Source organism: Anaerolineales bacterium (genome assembly GCA_015075725.1).
In the GTDB taxonomy this organism is placed as follows: domain Bacteria; phylum Chloroflexota; class Anaerolineae; order Anaerolineales; family Villigracilaceae; genus Villigracilis.
Window position 1 is genome coordinate 2,108,504 of the sequence record JABTTV010000001.1, and the last position, 15,861, is coordinate 2,124,364.

Genomic DNA, 15,861 nt, shown 5'->3' on the forward strand with positions numbered 1-15,861 from the left:
CTCACTCCTCCCGTATCACCACATTCTCTCCCCATCCGTCTCCTTGCGCTTGTACAACCAACCTCGCCAATCCCATTGGGACGACATTTTTTTCCAATAACTCGCCTAGCGGCATCCAGATTGGATTGTAGGTTCCGTTGAAATCATCCACTTCGTCAAATTCCTCGCCTGTGCCGGTCCCGTATTCACCATCCACCCATTTCACCAGAAAGTAAACCTGCTTGCGCCTGCCATCCCGCAGGACCTCGGCAGCTTTTTTCTCGACTACCACCTCTATGCCCAACTCCTCGCGCGCTTCGCGAACAGCGGCTTGTTCGTCAGTCTCGCCATCATCCACACCGCCGCCCGGGAAGGCAAAATAATGCCGTCCCTGTTTGTGACGTTCCATCAAGGCAAGTCTCCCCTCGTGGATCAGGATGATCCCTGCGCGGTTTCGCATATTACGACCCTTCTATTCGAATTTGGGCCTGCTTTATATCTCAGCGCTCAACAATACGTGTGTTTGCTTCACGTCTTCATGGATCTGTTCGATCAACGCCTCCACGTTGGTGTAGCGGATCTCATCCCTCAAGCGCGCCACGAATTCAAGGGTTAATATCTCGCCATAAATATCGCGGTCGAAATCGAGCAGGTAGGCTTCGAGGCTGGGGATCTTTCTTTCAGGGGTGAATGTAGGGTTCAAGCCGATGTTGGTCGCCGCCATGTAACGCTCGTCTCCAAGCCGCGCCCAACAGGCATAAATTCCATTCGGGGGAATCGCTTTTTGTTTTGGATAATCGATATTTGCTGTGGGGAAGTTGAGTTTTTTTCCGCGCCCTTCGCCGTGGATGACCTCTCCGCCCATCCTGTAGCGATAACCCAAAAGTTTTGCGGCTTCAGCCATGTCCCCGATGGAGACCAGTTTACGGATCTCGGTGGAGGAGATCACGCCGCTTTCGTCGCCCAGGGCTGGCACCACCTCGACGGTGTAACCCAATTCCAAGCCGATCTCTGTCAGCCGCGGAGCGTTGCCTTCGCGCCCCCTGCCCAATGCAAAATCGTAACCGACGAGCAAATGACTGAGTCCGAGATGCGATTTCAGACGGGACATATACTCATGGGCCGGGACAGCAGAAAGGTCCGGGGTGAAGCGCTGGGTGATGACAGTATCCACGCCGAGCGAGAATAGTAAATCCGCGCGTTCATCGGAGGTGGTCAGGCAGCGGATCTCCCTGCCTGTCAGCACCGATGCGGGGTGCGGTTCGAAGGTCAACACAACTGCGGGAGCGTTGTTCATGTGCGCATCCCGTACCAGTTTGTGGATGATCTCACGGTGGCCGCGATGCACACCGTCGAACACGCCGACGGTAAGGTAGGAATTTTTGAGAGTTAATTCTTCGAGAAAACGATGATGCTGCATAAGAAAAAAGCCGCCTCTGACGGCGGCTTTATTTTATCATCCCGTTCATGCGGGTTGCGCCCGTCCTCGGCGCACCCACCACCGGGGACGGCGGCTGAGCATTGGGCTAGTCCGATGTGAAGAATACTTTCTTCGGCTGCCATTCCTTCGAGCCGTCTTCGGGGTTTTCCGCCTGCACCATGAGTGCGACGAGTTCGCCCTGGGTGCTCACGCCGCGCACCTTTTCCTGGCTGATGTCGGCGGGTTTGGCTTTTACGCGGTGGCCGTGACGCACGGCTTCCACTTCGTCGGGGCTGAGTTCGACGGCGTACCAATCGCCGAGCGCATCGGCGGCTGGGATCAAATACTGATACCAATTGCCCGCGGTGAATGCCTCCTGCAATTTGCGCAGGGGCACGGCATCGCGCAGGGTGAATTTTCCGCTTTTCGTCCTGCGCAAGCCGACGAGATATGCACCGCAGCCCAGTTTTTTACCGAGATCGTTCGCCAACGAACGGACATATGTGCCTGACGAGCAATGCACGTCGATGACCACTTCGGGCGGAGTCCATTCGAGCACTTCAAGGTGATGTACGGTGATCGTGCGCGGTTCGAGTTCGACCTCTTCGCCTTTGCGCGCCATTTCATAGGCTTTGCGTCCCTGCACCTTGACCGCCGAGTAGGGGGGCGGGGTTTGCTCGATCTCGCCGACAAAGGTTTTGAGCGCTTCTTCGAATTCCGCTTCGGTGACTTTTGCCGGGTCCTTGGTGGGGGTGAATTTGCCTTCTGCGTCGTAGGTATCGGTGGTGCCGCCCAAGCGGATGATGGCTTGATAGCGTTTGTCGGATGCGGAAACGTATTCGCTCAAACGGACGGCGGGTCCCACCAAAATGACGAGCACGCCGGAAGCCCGCGGGTCGAGGGTGCCGGTGTGGCCTGCGCGGCGAAGCCCTGTTCCGTTTCTAATGGCTTGGACCACGTCGTGGGAGGTCATACCCACGGGTTTATCAATCACAAGTGCGCCTGATATGGCGTTTTTAATGTCCTGACTGTTCATATTATGGATTCCTCCTAAAATTATCCTTGAATTATCCTTTACCTACCATACATTATGACACAATTATTGAAATTCGCAATATTAATATCCAGCATAAGCCTCACTCGTTTGTACTAGTGAATATTTTACAAACCTATTAGGTCTCTTGTCTTTAAAAGAGCTTCTTTTTGAATATCAGCTAAACTTCCCTCGATATCTGCTCCTGCGGCGGCGGCGTGACCTCCGCCATTGAAATATTTGGCTACTTTCGAAACGTCGATTCCCGGCACAAGGGCGCGCCAGGAGATCTTTACATGATTGTTAGTTTGCTCCACAAAGACCATGCCGATCTTGTTGCCGTCTATGGCGGAGATCAAATTGATCAGGTCGGCATCGTCGTTCCCGCCATAGCCCGCAGATTTGCGGTCCGCAAGGGTAAGCGTGCCCCAGACGATGCCATTTTTGCTTTCAAGGCTCGAGAGCCCTGCACCCCAATACCTTGCGGCAGGATAGGATTTGCGCACAAGCGATTGCATGTAGATTTCCGGTAGGTCCACGCCTGTTTCCATTAATAATGCCGCCTGGCGTAATGCCTCCGGCGTGACGTTTGATGTGCGAAAGCCCAGCGTGTCGGTGACAATTCCGGTCAATAACGCGGCAGCGATGGGCTTGGTGATTCTGTATCCCCACTCGGGCAGGTGATTCGTGAGGATCGCCGCTGTGGCGACCTCTTCGGCTTCGATCAGATTCAATTTGCCGAAATTTTCATTTGTGACGTGATGGTCTATGTTGATGTCGGGCTGACCGAAATTCTCAAAGACCTTTCCCGTGCGTTTGAAGTCGGCGCAATCCACGGTGATGAATGTGTCGTGGCCGCCTTCCGGTTCCTTCTTCACCAAACTTCCGCCTTCGAGGAATTTGAATGAGGAAGGCACGCCGTCCGCAAGGATCATTTCAACGGTCTTCCCGGCATCCATTAATGCCATTCCCATTGCGAGCAGGGAGCCGACAGCATCCCCGTCCGGTCGTACGTGCGATGCGATCACCACCTTTTTTGCATCTTTAAGTCTTGCATTAATCTCCCCTGATACCTGATTGTTCAATTTATTTTCTCCATAAGCCCTGCTTAGCCTGCGCTCTCCAGCGCAGACGCGGCGTGAGAGAGCGCTGATTACGCAGGATCGTGAATTGCGGATTATTTCTTTTCTTTTAAACCTGCCAATAGTTTTTCGATGTGATCGGCATTTTCAGGTGTCGGGTCCCAGTGGAAGCGTAATCGTGGGAACGAACGCAGTTCCATCCGCGAGGAAAGCATCCGCCTGAGGAAGCCCGAAGCCGATTCGAGTCCTGCCAAAATTTCGGCGGAGCGAGAGGCGCCTTCCACTGCGGAGACATATACTTCGGCGTACGCAAGTTCGCGGTCCACTTTGACACCTGTAATGAATACCTGTTTGAGGCGCGGATCGTTGACCTCATGGATCAGCATTTCTGAAAGTTCCTGCGTTATGCGGTCTTCAATGCGTTTGATTCTAATTACAGATGGCATGGCTGATTAACATATTACGCAATGCATAAGGGCGATTATTCCAAAACGTAACAGACAAGCGAATCGCCCGGCTGGATATCACTGAAGTTCTTGAAGCCCACGCCGCATTCGAATCCCTGGCGGATCTCCTTCACGTCTTCCTTTTCGTGGCGCAGGGAGGAGAGATCGCCTTCATAAACAATGTCTGAGTTGCGGTACAAACGGACTTTCGCTCCGCGGCGAAGCTCGCCCTCGGTCACGCGGCAGCCGGCCACACGTCCGAACTTGGATGCGGTGAATACTTGCAGGACGGTCGCCTTGCCGAGGGTCTTTTCCACAAAATCGGGTTCGAGCATGCCCTTCAAGGCTTTTTCGATATCCTCGGTCATTCGGTAGATGATCTCATACAGGCGGATATCCACGCCTTCTTTTTCAGCCATGCGGCGCGCGTCCACGTCAGCCTGAACGTTAAAGCCGACGATGATCGCTTTCGACGCGGCAGCGAGCATCACGTCGTTGTTGCCGATGTTGCCTGTTTCTGCGTGGAGGACTTTCAAGCCGATCTCACCCTGCCCGAGCTTGTTCAACTCGGTGATGATCGGGTCGAGCGAACCCTGCACATCGGCTTTGACGATGAGATTCAGTTCCTTTGCCTCGCCGGTCTGGACCTTGCTGAACAGGTCTTCGAGCGAGAGTTTCTTGCGCGATTGCGCCTGGGATTTTAAAGTCTCCTGGCGTTCTCCCACAATGGCGCGCGCTTCTTTATCCGATTCGACGACCTCGAACAAGTCCCCGGCGGAGGGAACGTCGCTCAAGCCCATCACCGCCACCGGCGTGGACGGGCCCGCTTTCTTGACAGGCTTGCCTTTGTAATCGGTGATGGCGCGAAGTTTGCCGTGAGCGATTCCCGCCACGACCACATCTCCGGATTCGAGCGTCCCGTTTTGGACGAGCAGGGTGGCGATCACGCCTTTCGATTTATCCAGTTCCGCCTCGATGACCGTACCGATGACTTTGCCGTTCGGGTTGGCTTTGATATCGTTGCTGTCTGCCACGAGCAGGATGCCCTCGAGAAGGTCATCGATGCCCTGTTTCAGTTTCGCGGATACAGGCACGACCATGGTGCTGCCGCCCCAGTCATCGGGGACGAGTTCGAGTTCGGCGAGCTGCTGTTTGACGCGGTCCGGGTTTGCATTCGGCTTATCGACTTTGTTCAAAGCCACAAGAATCGGAACTCGCGCGGCTTTGGCGTGCGCAATCGCCTCCCTGGTCTGCGGCATCACACCGTCATCAGCGGCAACAACAAGCACCACGATGTCGGCACCCTGGGCGCCGCGCGCGCGCATTTGTGTAAATGCCGCATGACCGGGCGTATCGAGAAAGGTGATCAGCCTTCCCTTCATTTCGATCTGATACGCCCCGATGTGCTGGGTGATGCCGCCCGCTTCTCCCGCCGCAACCTCCGTCGAGCGGATCGCATCTAGCAAACTTGTCTTGCCGTGGTCGACGTGCCCAAGTATGGTTACAACGGGTGGGCGGGCTTTCAGGTGCGTCTTGTCCTCTCCGGCGATCATTTGCCGCCAGAGCGGAACTTCCCCGGCTTCTTCCTTTACTTCTTCTTCGACAACCTCAGGCACGGCTTCAAACCCGTATTCAGCGACCACGATCGCAGCGGTGTCATAATCCACCGCCTGGTTGATGGTCGCCATCACGCCATTGGTCATCAGTTTTTTGATCAGGTCGATCGGGCTTTTTTCGATCTTTTGCGCCAGGTCGCGGACCACGATGCTGGCGGGGAGTTCGATCTTGTTTCCGTTACTGCTCATAAGCCACCTCCTTCAACTCAAAACTTGTCTGTTCGCTTCGTTACCTCGGGCTGCCTGTGAGCGAGTGGCTTGGTCGTTCACATGGCTGAACCGTCTGACTCCGCTTCGGGCAGAGTGTTCATGAATTCTTCCAAACGGGCGCGGGCTTCATTCGATAATTCCGTTTTCAACGCGTGTGCCAGAGCACCTTTGATTCCGCGCTCCCAGCATGATCGTTTGTCATGCAGGTAGGCGCCGCGTCCTGCCAGTTTTCCCGTTGGGTCCACCCGCACGCCTTCCGCAGTGCGGACGATTCTCAGCATTTGCCGTTTTGCGAGAACTTCCCTGCAACCGACACAAGTGCGCTGGGGAATGTGTTTCACGCGTCCTACAGGTTTCTTTGCCACGTCCGTTTACTTTCCCTCATCCGTCCCGTATCGAGGGCTTACGGATGAGGGTAAATTACTACCATTCTTCGCCGCTGCCAGCTTCGTCGCCTCGCTTATGTTTCTTGCGCGAAACAACTTCGCCAAGGTCCTCGTCGAATTCGAGGGCAACGCCCTTCTTCTTGCCTTTCTTGCCTTTCTTTTTATCGTCGGAGTCTTCTTCCGTCCCCGCGGCAGACTGGAACATCTCAGGCTTGATCGAGAACAACTCGTCGAGGTTGACGCCATCCTTGGAGACCTCGCCGTCCTCTTCCGGTTCTTCGAGGACGCGCTTCGGTTCTTTCTTCTTTTCGGCTGGTTTCTCGTCCGGGAGCATTTCCTCCACGGGAGCCGACTCGGCCACAACCTCGGCAGCCGGGGTGGATTCCTCCACCTCGGGCGCGGGAGCAGGCTCGGGGAAGGTCAGAGCCGCGAGGCTTTCCTCGATGTTCTGAATCGCCTTGGCTCCAATTCCGGCAAGACCGAGTACCTTGTTCTGGTCGGTCTTCAGATCGAACATCAATTGACCGACGGTTTCATAACCGGCTTCGGTAAGGATGTTGAAAACGTGTTCCTTGATTTCGGTCACGTCTGAGAGCGGCATGGAGAAAGCCACGGCGGGAATGTCGGCGCGGATGGCGGCAAGGCGCTCATCTTCGACGCGGGAGGCTTCCTCTTTGGCGAGAATCATGCGCCGCTCGACGCGGTCCACGAATTGTTCGAGAACGTGGAATTCCTCCGGGGTGATTGGGCGGCCTTCGGCTTTCTTGGCGAGGACTTCCTCCACCTGCGGAACGGCTTCGACCGCGGTATTGAGCATGGCTTGCAGTTCTTCGTCGCTCTTGAGTTTTGTGAGGGCGTCGCCCGCAGCTTCAGTGAGGGATTTGATGTCGATGCGCCAGCTGGTCAGTTTGGCGGCGAGACGCGCGTTCTGTCCATCGCGCCCAATGGCAAGACTCAATTGATCCTCGCCGACAACGACGGTTGCGGTGCGTTCTTCTTCAGAAAGATAAACGCCGCTCACCCGCGCCGGGCTGATGGCTTTGGAGATATACACGACCGGGTCGGCGTCCCACAGGATGATGTCGATTTTTTCGTCATGAAGTTCCTTGACGATCGCCTGGATGCGAACGCCTTTCTGTCCCACACATGCGCCGACGGGGTCGATGCCCTGCTGCGTGGCAGAGACCGCGACCTTGGCGCGCGCGCCCGGTTCGCGGGCGATGGCACGGATCTCGACGATGCCGTGATAGATCTCGGGCACTTCATTTTCCATCAAACGGCGCAAAAAGTTGCGGTGCGCGCGCGAAAGGATGATCTGCGGACCGCGCGTGCCGTCCTTGACCTCGATCACCACCGCGCGGACGCGGTCGTGCAGTTTCAATCTTTCGCCGGGGATGCGTTGGTTGTTTGGCATCATCCCTTCGGCTTTCATTTCCAGTCCTATGGTGATGCCCTGCGCGTTGATCGCCTGCACCAGGCCAGAAACGATCTCGCCCTCCTGACGCTGGAAATATTCCATCTGGTTCGAGCGTTCCGCTTCACGGATTCTCTGCTGGATGACCTGCCGGGCGGTCTGCGCGGCAACCCGTCCGAAATCCGACGGGGTGCTTTCCACCACGACCATATCGCCAGCCTGCGCCTCGGGGTTCACCTTGCGCGCTTCATCGAGCAATACTTCGGTGCGTTCGTCCACGACGCTGTCTTCGACAACTTCTTTTTCGGCATATACGGTCACAAAACCCGTTTCAGGGTCGAGTTTCGCCTCCACATGCTGGGCGGTGGATGCTCCCACCGCGCGCCGGTAGGCCGAAACCATCGCAGACTCGATCGCCGAGACGACCACGTCTTTTGCGAGTTGTTTTTCCTCCAGCACTTCGTTGAATGCCAGCGCAAAATCATTCTTTGCCATACGTACCTGCTCCAAAACTCCTTTATTGACCGCGCAGCAAGTGCTCTCTTTGCGCGGCCGCCAGTTTATATATAAAGCGAAGAAGTGGGGGCTGCCCACTTCCGGTTGCGTTCGTTATTGGGTTGTCCCTTGCGAGCGGGATTTTAGCATAAATGATTTTTACGCGCAAGGTATAATCGCCGCCATGACTGAACGGAATATTCAAAAAGCCGCATTGCGCGGCGAACCCTCATATGTGTGGCGGGCGGGTCAACAACGGCGGCTCGAGATGATCGTCAAATTTGCCGGGGAGAGGTTATCAGGCAAAGTTTTGGAAAACGGCTGCGGCGTGGGGATGTACGTCGAAAAGATGACCGAACTCAGCGCGGACGTAACCGGTTTGGAATTCGATTTCGAACGCGCCCGCGAAGCGCACGTCAACTCAGAAGGAATTGTTAACGCAGCCGGAGAGTTTCTGCCGCTTCCTTCCGGAACCTTTGATCTGATTCTCAGCCATGAAGTCATCGAACACGTCCAGGACGACCGCGCCGCCATCCGCGAAATGATCCGCACTCTTAAACCTGGCGGGCGCCTGATCCTTTTCTGCCCCAACCGCGGCTATCCTGTCGAGACTCACGGCATCTTTTGGAAGGGAAAATATTATTTCGGCAACAAACCTTTTGTGAATTACCTGCCGCGCGCGTGGCGCGACAAACTTGCCCCGCATGTGCGCATCTATTCAAAACGCGACCTGCAAAAATTATTCAATCGGTTGCCTGTAAAGTTTATAGAAAGAACCGTTATTTTCGGCGCGTACGATAACATCATTGCGCGCACAGGGCTCTTTGGGAAAATCATCCGCGCAGTTTTGCAATTTGCCGAAGCCACGCCGTTGAAGATATTAGGCTTATCCCATTTTTGGGTGGTGGAAAAGGTGTAAAACGAAGTGACGGTCACCATCAAGGTGACCGTCACTTATTAATCATTCTCCTTCATCCCCTGCCGCACCGGGCTGTTCCACCCTCACCACCTCGCCGTGGTAGTTGATAATAACCTTGAAACCCATCATGCCCAAATAGGTTTTCATCTCTTCGGGAAAGCCGGTCTGCAATACAGCGTCGAATTGCTTTTCGATGTTCTTCAATTGATTCTCGATCATCGCTTTCGAGAAGGGATCCTCCTGCCCGAGCATCTTTGCGGTCTGTTCAGAGAGGAGGTCCTCGCTGCCTTTCATTAACTCCGCCATTTGATTGAGGACGGCGCGGTCCACCTGCTCGGAAGGGATGTGGCGTTTGAACCCGTCATCGTCCACCACGTAGGCGGGTTCGTTTCCGATGGATGCGGTTTCGACCGGGTTGCCATTCTCGTCAATGACGAGTCCGGCGAAGAGGGGCTGGGGCATGGGCGAATACTTTCCACTTTCCATGCTTGTGGCAGGTGGAAAGTGCGACTGTCGTTTAGCTCTGCCTGCCTTCGATCGCGGCGAGCAGAATGCCCGCTGCCACACCGAGGCGGCGGTCGAGTTGACCGGCGGTATCCATGCTGAAGTCGATGTTCAACTGGTAGGAGAAGGGATTGAAATTCTGTTTGTAATCGGCCACGCGGTTTTCGCCGAAGAACAGATCGTAATTCTGGGGCACCAGCCCGGTCAGAAAGCGGCGCAGGAGCGCAAGCCCCATGCTATCCTCGATCAATGTTCCGCGTACGTTGTCGTTGACATCGAGGACCTGCCATTCGTCGCGCAGCATGGAAGCGAGTCCTTTGCGGCGAAGCGCTCCGACCTTTTGACCCGTCGCGCTGTCCACCACGTCAAAGGCAGCAGAGAAGTCGATGATCTGGCGGGCTTTGATCGCGAGCACTTCCTGTATTTTGGCTTCATCGGCGTATACACGGATATCTTCGCGCAGGCGGAACATCTTCTGCTCGCTGAACATGATCATTTCCCCGGCAGGGTTGTAGAATCGGAATTTGCCGGTCAATGCGAAGACCTGGCGTTTGAGCAAATACTGGTTGAACTGGAAAATTTGATTCATCTCTCTCATCCTTTCGGTTTGTCATTACGTATTATCGATCGCGTGCCATTATGAACTACTCCACGATCACCTTCGTTCCTGTGCCGGGTTGGTTCAGGTAATCCACATCGTAAGGCACGACTGGATTCGTCCAGCGATACACCCATTTAGCGATTTTCGACGGCAGGTTGACGCATCCATTGCTGCGCTGGCGGCCGTAATCGTTGTGCCAGTACGTCCCGTGGAAGGCGTGGCCGGAACCGGTGAAGAAGCTGCACCACGGCACTCCCGGCAGGTTGTAGATATTCGCCACCGCATCGCCTCGGTTGGTCATGTGAATGGAAGGACCTTTGTGATACGTCGTCCATTCGCCTTTGGGCGTATCCGTGCGGCGCTGGCCGCTGGAACAGCGAACCGAGAGCACGATTTTATCCCCCTCAAGTGCGGTGACGATCTGCGACTTGAGATCCACATGCAGTAATTTTTTCTCGTTGGGAACCCCGGGGGAAAGCGGAGTCAATTCCTCCTTCGGTATGAGGCGCAAATTGTACGAAGGGACGTAGAACGATTTCTTCAATTCCTTATCGTAGATCTCATACCAGATGCTTTTTTCATCGCGCGCAACCACGACGCTTTTGACCCAGTGCGTCGATTCGTAATAGATGCGATGGGCGTTATTGGAACGGTAGAAGGGCGAGAAATGAGTGAGACTATACGGCACGCTCACCTCAGCCAATTGCCCGCCTTCGGGAATTTCGTAAACCGGTTTCTGGTAATTCGTCTCGACCGGCAGGACGGGGGCGGCATGCACATACCCACCATCCACGACATACCAGGTTGTGTTGTGAGGGTTGTCGAAGTAATCGCCTTGCACCTCGCCAAGCAGGTCGAACACCTGATCCTTGCCGATCAACTCGATCTTATTGGCTTTGACAGAAGGCGCGTCCCAAATGGGAACTCCGCTGAACAAGGCAAGCCCTTTGGATGCGGGCGGAGCGGCTGAGGCGGAATCCAAACCCAATTCGGTGAAGGCAAGCCCGAGCGCGCCGGAAGCGGCCAATTTGAGAAAGTCGCGGCGGGAGAGTTGTGTCAACGACATGGTTCGATTGTAACTATAAAGTTTGAGTGGGGGATAAGAAATATCTCTTTGGTACTATGCAACGATTTCCACCTTCGTCCCGACATAACCATAGGAGAATTCCTTGTTCAGGGGGACGGCGGGCGATGACCACAGATACAACCATTTCGCAGCGGAGATCGAGAGGTTGATGCAACCGTGCGAACGCGGACGTCCAAAATCGTTGTGCCAGTAAGTGCCGTGGAAGGAGATGCCGCCCTTGGTGATGTACTGCACCCACGGCACGCCGGGCAGGTCGAAGCCGCTGGCGGCGATATCGCCAGCCGCCATGTGGCGCGATGGGCGTTTGTAGAACGTGATGAAATTTCCCTCGGGCGTGGTATACGTTCCGCTTCGCAGGATCGCACCGGTGGAGACCGAAACAACGAAGACCGGGATGTTCATTTCATAGGCGATGACCATTTGGTCGTCGAGCCGCACTACGATCTTCTTATCGTGATTGGATATCTCAGGCGAGATGGGAGCCAGTTCTTCGGTTGTGAGGATGCGCAGGTGTTCCGCGCGGACGTAATAGGATTCATCCCACTTATCGTCGCGGATTAAATACCACGGCCGCCCATCCGTCTTCCCCGCGACCATCGCTTTGACCCAATGAACGGTTTCATAATAGATGCGATATCCGACTTCTGATTCAGTAGAGGCTTCTGTGAATGCATCCGTGTATGGGACGCTCACCTCGGCAAGCAGGCCTTCTTTCGGGATTTCGCCGTCATACGGCTGGCTGATGATCGTCCGCACCGGCTGGATATTCCCGGAATGGATGTACCCTTCATTCCCAGCCTGGTACCAGATGCGGTTATGTGTGTCCCCATCTTCGCTGACGGCTGTATTGGATATATTGAATAGCGCATCGCGCTGCAGCAACTTGACCTTCGCGGAATCGAGGGACGGACTTTCATGCATCCACACCGTCCGCACAGTGACGCGCCCCTGCTGAAGCTCGAAAGGATCGTTTGAATCAAAATTGAGCGGGGCTGCCATCAAACCGGCGAGACCGATTCCGCTCAATTTCAAAAAATCTCTTCGAGAAAGAACTGTCATTTTTAAAAAATCAGGTCACTCAGGGCGACGGCAGAGAGCCACACCTCACGATCAATCATGCACGTTCACCACCGTCCCTACCGAGGCGAAGTTATACGCCCATTCCGCATCGGAGATGCTCAAATTCACGCATCCGTGACTCATCGGCACACCGAAGTTATTGTGCCAATACGTCCCGTGGATTCCGTAATCGCCGTCATAGTACATGATGTACGGTACATCGGGCAGGTAATAACCGGGTCCGGACATGGGCGCGGAACGAAGTTTGATCCACACCTTGAACCTGCCGGTCAATGTCGGGGTTTGCCATGTTCCGGTGGAGACAATGAAAGATCGAACCAACGTATCGCCCTCATAAGCATACATGCGCTGGTCCGAGAGGTCCACATCGAACCAGCGAACGCCTCCGCTTCCTCCCGTGCCTGGGAGCGGCACGTTTGCCACTGCCGTTGGCGGGGCGACATATTCCGCTGTGGGCGTATCGGGGACGATCGCCGCTTCTGCCACCGCCTGTCCAGTTTCCACGATTGCAACCACTTCAGTTGTGGCAGTCGGCAGGACAACAACATCGGGGGGCGGTTCTGTTGCAGGGACATCGGTTGGCGGGACGATCACAACTTCCTGCGGGGCTTCCGTTTGAGTCACTGTGGCTGGCGCAGGCTGCGCGGCAGGTTCGCTTGCAACCGATGAAGATGCTGGCTTTGGAAGATAAACTTGCGCGAACGACTCACCCGGCGCTCTTTGTTCGAATTGCGGCTGATTGGATCGGTTGATGATCGCCGCCAGCGCGGGGGATGTAACCGCCGACCATGCGGCAAAAGTGAAGACGGCGCACCCCATAAAAACCAACAAGAAGGGCAGGATCAGACTCCGCTTCTTTTTCGGACCCCTCGCCGGTCTGCGGTTCCCCGGCATGGTTCCACCCGAAGCAGCCGGGGTGTGGGTGTTTGCAGGATGGTTATACATGGGTCACCTTTTGAAGATAACAGATAAGAAAGCAGGTAACGCGTTCATTGAAATTATAAACAAAAAGCCGCCGTTTTCACCATTGAATTTCCACAGGGACGCCCACCTCAGCCCAATCGAATAATAGTTGAGAATCGTATGTATCCAGCACGATGCATCCGTACGAGATGGGCGTCCCCAGAAAACCAGCCCAGAGTGTGGCTCCGTTCGGCAGGATCGGCAGGGCATGGATTCCGTTCTCCAAACTTCCCGCCCAGTAAATGCCGAGCCAGTTGGGCATCCAGATATCCCATGTTGCGCCATATGCGTTTGGGATCTTATCCAGCACGCTGAAATTGCCCGTGCGGGTGGCGTTGTTCATCCCCGTCGAAGCCACGAAACTAAAGACAAGCAAATCGCCTTCGTAAACGTACATGTGCTGTTCGGATATATCGACAAGGATATATTTCCCGCCTGTGTAATTGACCGGCGTTTCAGCCTCCAATTGAGCCGCATATGCCCGTTCCGGCGAATCAACGATCACCGCCTCCGCCATCGGCTGTGGAGTCTCGGTGGGGATCGAAGTTGGAAGCGAGGTAAGAGTCGCCGTCGCTGTGGGGGGAGGCGTATAAGTCGGTTTGACGATCTCTACGACTGCGAAGGAATTTCCACGCGGTGATGTAGTCGATATCGAAGGGCTGAACGCCTGCGAAGCGCTTGCCGCCCATGCCGCTGTGCCGCACAGAGCTGTCAATAAGCCGAAAAACAAACCCACCCTTAACGGATTCATGGCAGGATGGTCGGCAGGACCACGGGCGTCGGCAGAACGCTTTCGTTGTTGACGAAACACAAAATGCCCTGCGTTACGCCCTCAGCCACAAGGTCGGTCCGTTTCGTGAGAATGTCGCGGTCGAGATACAAAAATCCAGTTTCGATGATGGCGGTAACAGTATTCGGGTCGATTTCGGAAAAGGCATGATACTGCGTCATATCCGGTGTGATGCTGTTGGCGTGAAAATAAAGCCCGGTCATTCGCTGGTAGCGGTCGATCAAACATGCCGTCAATCGCTGGGCGCGGTTCGTGTCGCGCGTTTCGAGGGATGCCGCCACCTTGAATCCTGTCGCCTCGTCGTTGATGTAATCGCATGAGTCGTTATGGATGGATACCAAAGCTGCAGCGCGATAACCGTTCAAACGCGTGTCGAACTCGTTGAGCAGGTCCACCTGATAGCCGCGCTCTGTGAGGCTGCGCTGCACCAGGGTTGCGATCGAAAGATTAACATCCACTTCGGTAAGTGTGGCGTCGCCGTTCTCATCGAGGCAGGCCGCGCCTGAATCGTTGCCCATGTGTCCTGCTACGATCCCAATGCGGACTTGCGGCTGCGGAGTGAGCCCATTTTGGACGGCGGACTGCGGCGTGAGGAGCGTCCGCAATTGTTCGCGCAGGTTGCTCGTGAAAATGCTGTTCGGGGTCCATGCCGTGAATAACGTGGCGATGAGTACCGCGATCCCCAGTGTGGATAAAAAGGGGTTCGCGCCTCGCGGCTTGTGCCTTCGGTGGATGTGCGGTTCTTTTACTGCCGATTCTTTTGAGGTTTCCATAGACGGGATAATCTTACCTCAAATTATCTATGTGAATAAGCAGGTCACGCTTCAAGCGCGACCTACGATCGTTTTGCCGCGGAATCGAACAACCTGCTCATCGGTTTCAACCTCGACACCGGCATGGCCAGGTTCTTTACATGGGTGCGCTCGTATTGGAAGGTCTTCGAATTTGGCTGGAGCAGGGTTGCACGTTGTCCCATCTCTTCATAGGTCGTGTATCCGGTCATAAAAATATCCATGCCGTAGATCCAGATATTTCCCCAATCCTGCGGCGAAATGATATGCGCATCGTTCATCCGCTCGCAGCGGATTCCCAGCCGCGCATCGGGGGGACGGCTGATGTGCAGTGATGTGATGGAATAGAAGGACTCGTCGAGCCTGACCTTCACCCCAGGAGGGAGGCTTACCTCCGCGCGCTTCATTTCCCGCGCCTCGTCCTGCCCGCTGATCTCGACGATCAGTTCCTTCGCTGATTCCGATTTCAACGTCAGTGCCCCGAGCGGAATCCAATTCAGGGGCTTGCACCACGCCGGCGGCATGACATGTACGAGATAATGCGGCTGTCCCTTCACAATGACCTTTCCCAATTCCTCTTTTGAGGCGGCGACCAGGCCATTCATGAAAGCGAAAAGATATAGATCGTTATAAGAATGTCCATCCCCGGCATGAGCATCCGAAGGAACAAGCGCTGGCGCATCCAGCAGCGCAGTGATATTTTTGCGGACCTGTGTAATCTGATCGCGCCGCGAAATGAGAAACGATTTCAGATCGCAGCGATGTCCGTTCAGCACTACATCGAACCTTTCCCTGTCTGTGAACGGCGTGGATGCCTTGACCTCGAAGGGAATATTGTTCATGGATAGATACCGTCGAAACGCGACCTCCACTGCGACGTTCGCAACCAGCCTGCGCAATCGCCCATAAGGCGATCTGCCTTCGCGTTCGTAGGTATACGCCAGCGATCTCAACGCATAGGCGATCCCGCCTTCGGTAAGGTCCGGGGTGTACGGCAGACGGAGAAAGTCGGCGGGGGAGAGCATGGGAGGAATAGTGAATAGGG

General features: G+C 55.1%; 17 protein-coding genes. 1 reads left to right on the forward strand and 16 read right to left on the reverse strand.

Annotated features, from left to right (window positions below):
- Position 1: 1 nt before the first annotated feature.
- From HS100_10215 to nusA, 8 genes are all read right to left on the reverse strand, one after another.
- Complete coding sequence (locus HS100_10215; protein MBE7434280.1) at positions 2-439, reverse strand: NUDIX domain-containing protein; 438 nt, start codon at positions 437-439, stop codon at positions 2-4.
- 33 nt (positions 440-472) lie between these two features.
- Positions 473-1,399 (reverse strand): bifunctional riboflavin kinase/FAD synthetase, encoded by a 927-nt coding sequence (locus HS100_10220; protein MBE7434281.1) that lies wholly within the window; start codon positions 1,397-1,399, stop codon positions 473-475.
- Positions 1,400-1,505: 106 nt separating this feature from the next.
- The gene (gene truB, locus HS100_10225; protein MBE7434282.1) at positions 1,506-2,435 is read right to left on the reverse strand and encodes a tRNA pseudouridine(55) synthase TruB; all 930 of its coding nucleotides are present in this window, start codon (positions 2,433-2,435) and stop codon (positions 1,506-1,508) included.
- A 125-nt stretch (positions 2,436-2,560) separates the two neighbouring features.
- On the reverse strand, positions 2,561-3,517 hold the full coding sequence (locus tag HS100_10230; protein MBE7434283.1) for a bifunctional oligoribonuclease/PAP phosphatase NrnA: 957 nt from the start codon (positions 3,515-3,517) through the stop codon (positions 2,561-2,563).
- A 92-nt stretch (positions 3,518-3,609) separates the two neighbouring features.
- Entirely contained in the window at positions 3,610-3,960 is a 351-nt protein-coding gene (rbfA, locus tag HS100_10235; GenBank protein ID MBE7434284.1) for a 30S ribosome-binding factor RbfA, read from the reverse strand.
- A gap of 35 nt (positions 3,961-3,995) precedes the next feature.
- A complete protein-coding gene (gene infB, locus HS100_10240) occupies positions 3,996-5,765 on the reverse strand; it encodes a translation initiation factor IF-2 (GenBank protein MBE7434285.1) in 1,770 nt (589 codons plus the stop codon).
- Between the two features lie 77 nt (positions 5,766-5,842).
- Complete coding sequence (locus tag HS100_10245; protein ID MBE7434286.1) at positions 5,843-6,067, reverse strand: YlxR family protein; 225 nt, start codon at positions 6,065-6,067, stop codon at positions 5,843-5,845.
- Positions 6,068-6,209: 142 nt separating this feature from the next.
- Positions 6,210-8,081 (reverse strand): transcription termination/antitermination protein NusA, encoded by a 1,872-nt coding sequence (gene nusA, locus HS100_10250; GenBank protein ID MBE7434287.1) that lies wholly within the window; start codon positions 8,079-8,081, stop codon positions 6,210-6,212.
- A gap of 184 nt (positions 8,082-8,265) precedes the next feature.
- Between nusA and HS100_10255 the strand changes: the two genes are divergently transcribed.
- Positions 8,266-9,000, forward strand: coding sequence for a class I SAM-dependent methyltransferase (locus HS100_10255; GenBank protein ID MBE7434288.1), 735 nt, complete (start codon positions 8,266-8,268; stop codon positions 8,998-9,000).
- Between the two features lie 42 nt (positions 9,001-9,042).
- Here HS100_10255 and HS100_10260 read toward each other — a convergent pair whose 3' ends face one another.
- From HS100_10260 to HS100_10295, 8 genes are all read right to left on the reverse strand, one after another.
- Positions 9,043-9,462 carry a hypothetical protein gene (locus HS100_10260; protein ID MBE7434289.1) on the reverse strand — a complete coding sequence of 140 codons (420 nt, stop codon included), beginning with the start codon at positions 9,460-9,462 and terminating at the stop codon, positions 9,043-9,045.
- 55 nt (positions 9,463-9,517) lie between these two features.
- Positions 9,518-10,093, reverse strand: coding sequence for a hypothetical protein (locus HS100_10265; protein MBE7434290.1), 576 nt, complete (start codon positions 10,091-10,093; stop codon positions 9,518-9,520).
- 55 nt (positions 10,094-10,148) lie between these two features.
- Positions 10,149-11,171: a L,D-transpeptidase family protein gene (locus HS100_10270; GenBank protein MBE7434291.1), complete on the reverse strand. Its 1,023-nt coding sequence runs from the start codon at positions 11,169-11,171 to the stop codon at positions 10,149-10,151.
- 54 nt (positions 11,172-11,225) lie between these two features.
- Complete coding sequence (locus HS100_10275; protein MBE7434292.1) at positions 11,226-12,251, reverse strand: L,D-transpeptidase; 1,026 nt, start codon at positions 12,249-12,251, stop codon at positions 11,226-11,228.
- A 51-nt stretch (positions 12,252-12,302) separates the two neighbouring features.
- Positions 12,303-13,217, reverse strand: coding sequence for a L,D-transpeptidase family protein (locus HS100_10280; GenBank protein ID MBE7434293.1), 915 nt, complete (start codon positions 13,215-13,217; stop codon positions 12,303-12,305).
- A gap of 76 nt (positions 13,218-13,293) precedes the next feature.
- Positions 13,294-13,986: a L,D-transpeptidase gene (locus HS100_10285; GenBank protein ID MBE7434294.1), complete on the reverse strand. Its 693-nt coding sequence runs from the start codon at positions 13,984-13,986 to the stop codon at positions 13,294-13,296.
- On the reverse strand, positions 13,983-14,798 hold the full coding sequence (locus HS100_10290; GenBank protein ID MBE7434295.1) for an N-acetylmuramoyl-L-alanine amidase: 816 nt from the start codon (positions 14,796-14,798) through the stop codon (positions 13,983-13,985). The genes HS100_10285 and HS100_10290 overlap by 4 nt, the downstream gene beginning before the upstream one ends.
- A 62-nt stretch (positions 14,799-14,860) precedes the next feature.
- Complete coding sequence (locus HS100_10295) at positions 14,861-15,841, reverse strand: hypothetical protein (GenBank protein MBE7434296.1); 981 nt, start codon at positions 15,839-15,841, stop codon at positions 14,861-14,863.
- Positions 15,842-15,861 lie beyond the last annotated feature (20 nt).

Coding starts and splice junctions, on each gene's coding strand:
- HS100_10215 (MBE7434280.1), bottom strand. CDS start 439: ATGCGAAACCGCGCAGGGATCATCCTGATCCACGAGGGGAGACTTGCC.
- HS100_10220 (MBE7434281.1), bottom strand. CDS start 1,399: ATGCAGCATCATCGTTTTCTCGAAGAATTAACTCTCAAAAATTCCTAC.
- truB (MBE7434282.1), bottom strand. CDS start 2,435: ATGAACAGTCAGGACATTAAAAACGCCATATCAGGCGCACTTGTGATT.
- rbfA (MBE7434284.1), bottom strand. CDS start 3,960: ATGCCATCTGTAATTAGAATCAAACGCATTGAAGACCGCATAACGCAG.
- infB (MBE7434285.1), bottom strand. CDS start 5,765: ATGAGCAGTAACGGAAACAAGATCGAACTCCCCGCCAGCATCGTGGTC.
- HS100_10245 (MBE7434286.1), bottom strand. CDS start 6,067: ATGCTGAGAATCGTCCGCACTGCGGAAGGCGTGCGGGTGGACCCAACG.
- nusA (MBE7434287.1), bottom strand. CDS start 8,081: ATGGCAAAGAATGATTTTGCGCTGGCATTCAACGAAGTGCTGGAGGAA.
- HS100_10255 (MBE7434288.1), top strand. CDS start 8,266: ATGACTGAACGGAATATTCAAAAAGCCGCATTGCGCGGCGAACCCTCA.
- HS100_10260 (MBE7434289.1), bottom strand. CDS start 9,462: ATGCCCCAGCCCCTCTTCGCCGGACTCGTCATTGACGAGAATGGCAAC.
- HS100_10265 (MBE7434290.1), bottom strand. CDS start 10,093: ATGAATCAAATTTTCCAGTTCAACCAGTATTTGCTCAAACGCCAGGTC.
- HS100_10270 (MBE7434291.1), bottom strand. CDS start 11,171: ATGTCGTTGACACAACTCTCCCGCCGCGACTTTCTCAAATTGGCCGCT.
- HS100_10275 (MBE7434292.1), bottom strand. CDS start 12,251: ATGACAGTTCTTTCTCGAAGAGATTTTTTGAAATTGAGCGGAATCGGT.
- HS100_10280 (MBE7434293.1), bottom strand. CDS start 13,217: ATGTATAACCATCCTGCAAACACCCACACCCCGGCTGCTTCGGGTGGA.
- HS100_10285 (MBE7434294.1), bottom strand. CDS start 13,986: ATGAATCCGTTAAGGGTGGGTTTGTTTTTCGGCTTATTGACAGCTCTG.
- HS100_10290 (MBE7434295.1), bottom strand. CDS start 14,798: ATGGAAACCTCAAAAGAATCGGCAGTAAAAGAACCGCACATCCACCGA.
- HS100_10295 (MBE7434296.1), bottom strand. CDS start 15,841: ATGCTCTCCCCCGCCGACTTTCTCCGTCTGCCGTACACCCCGGACCTT.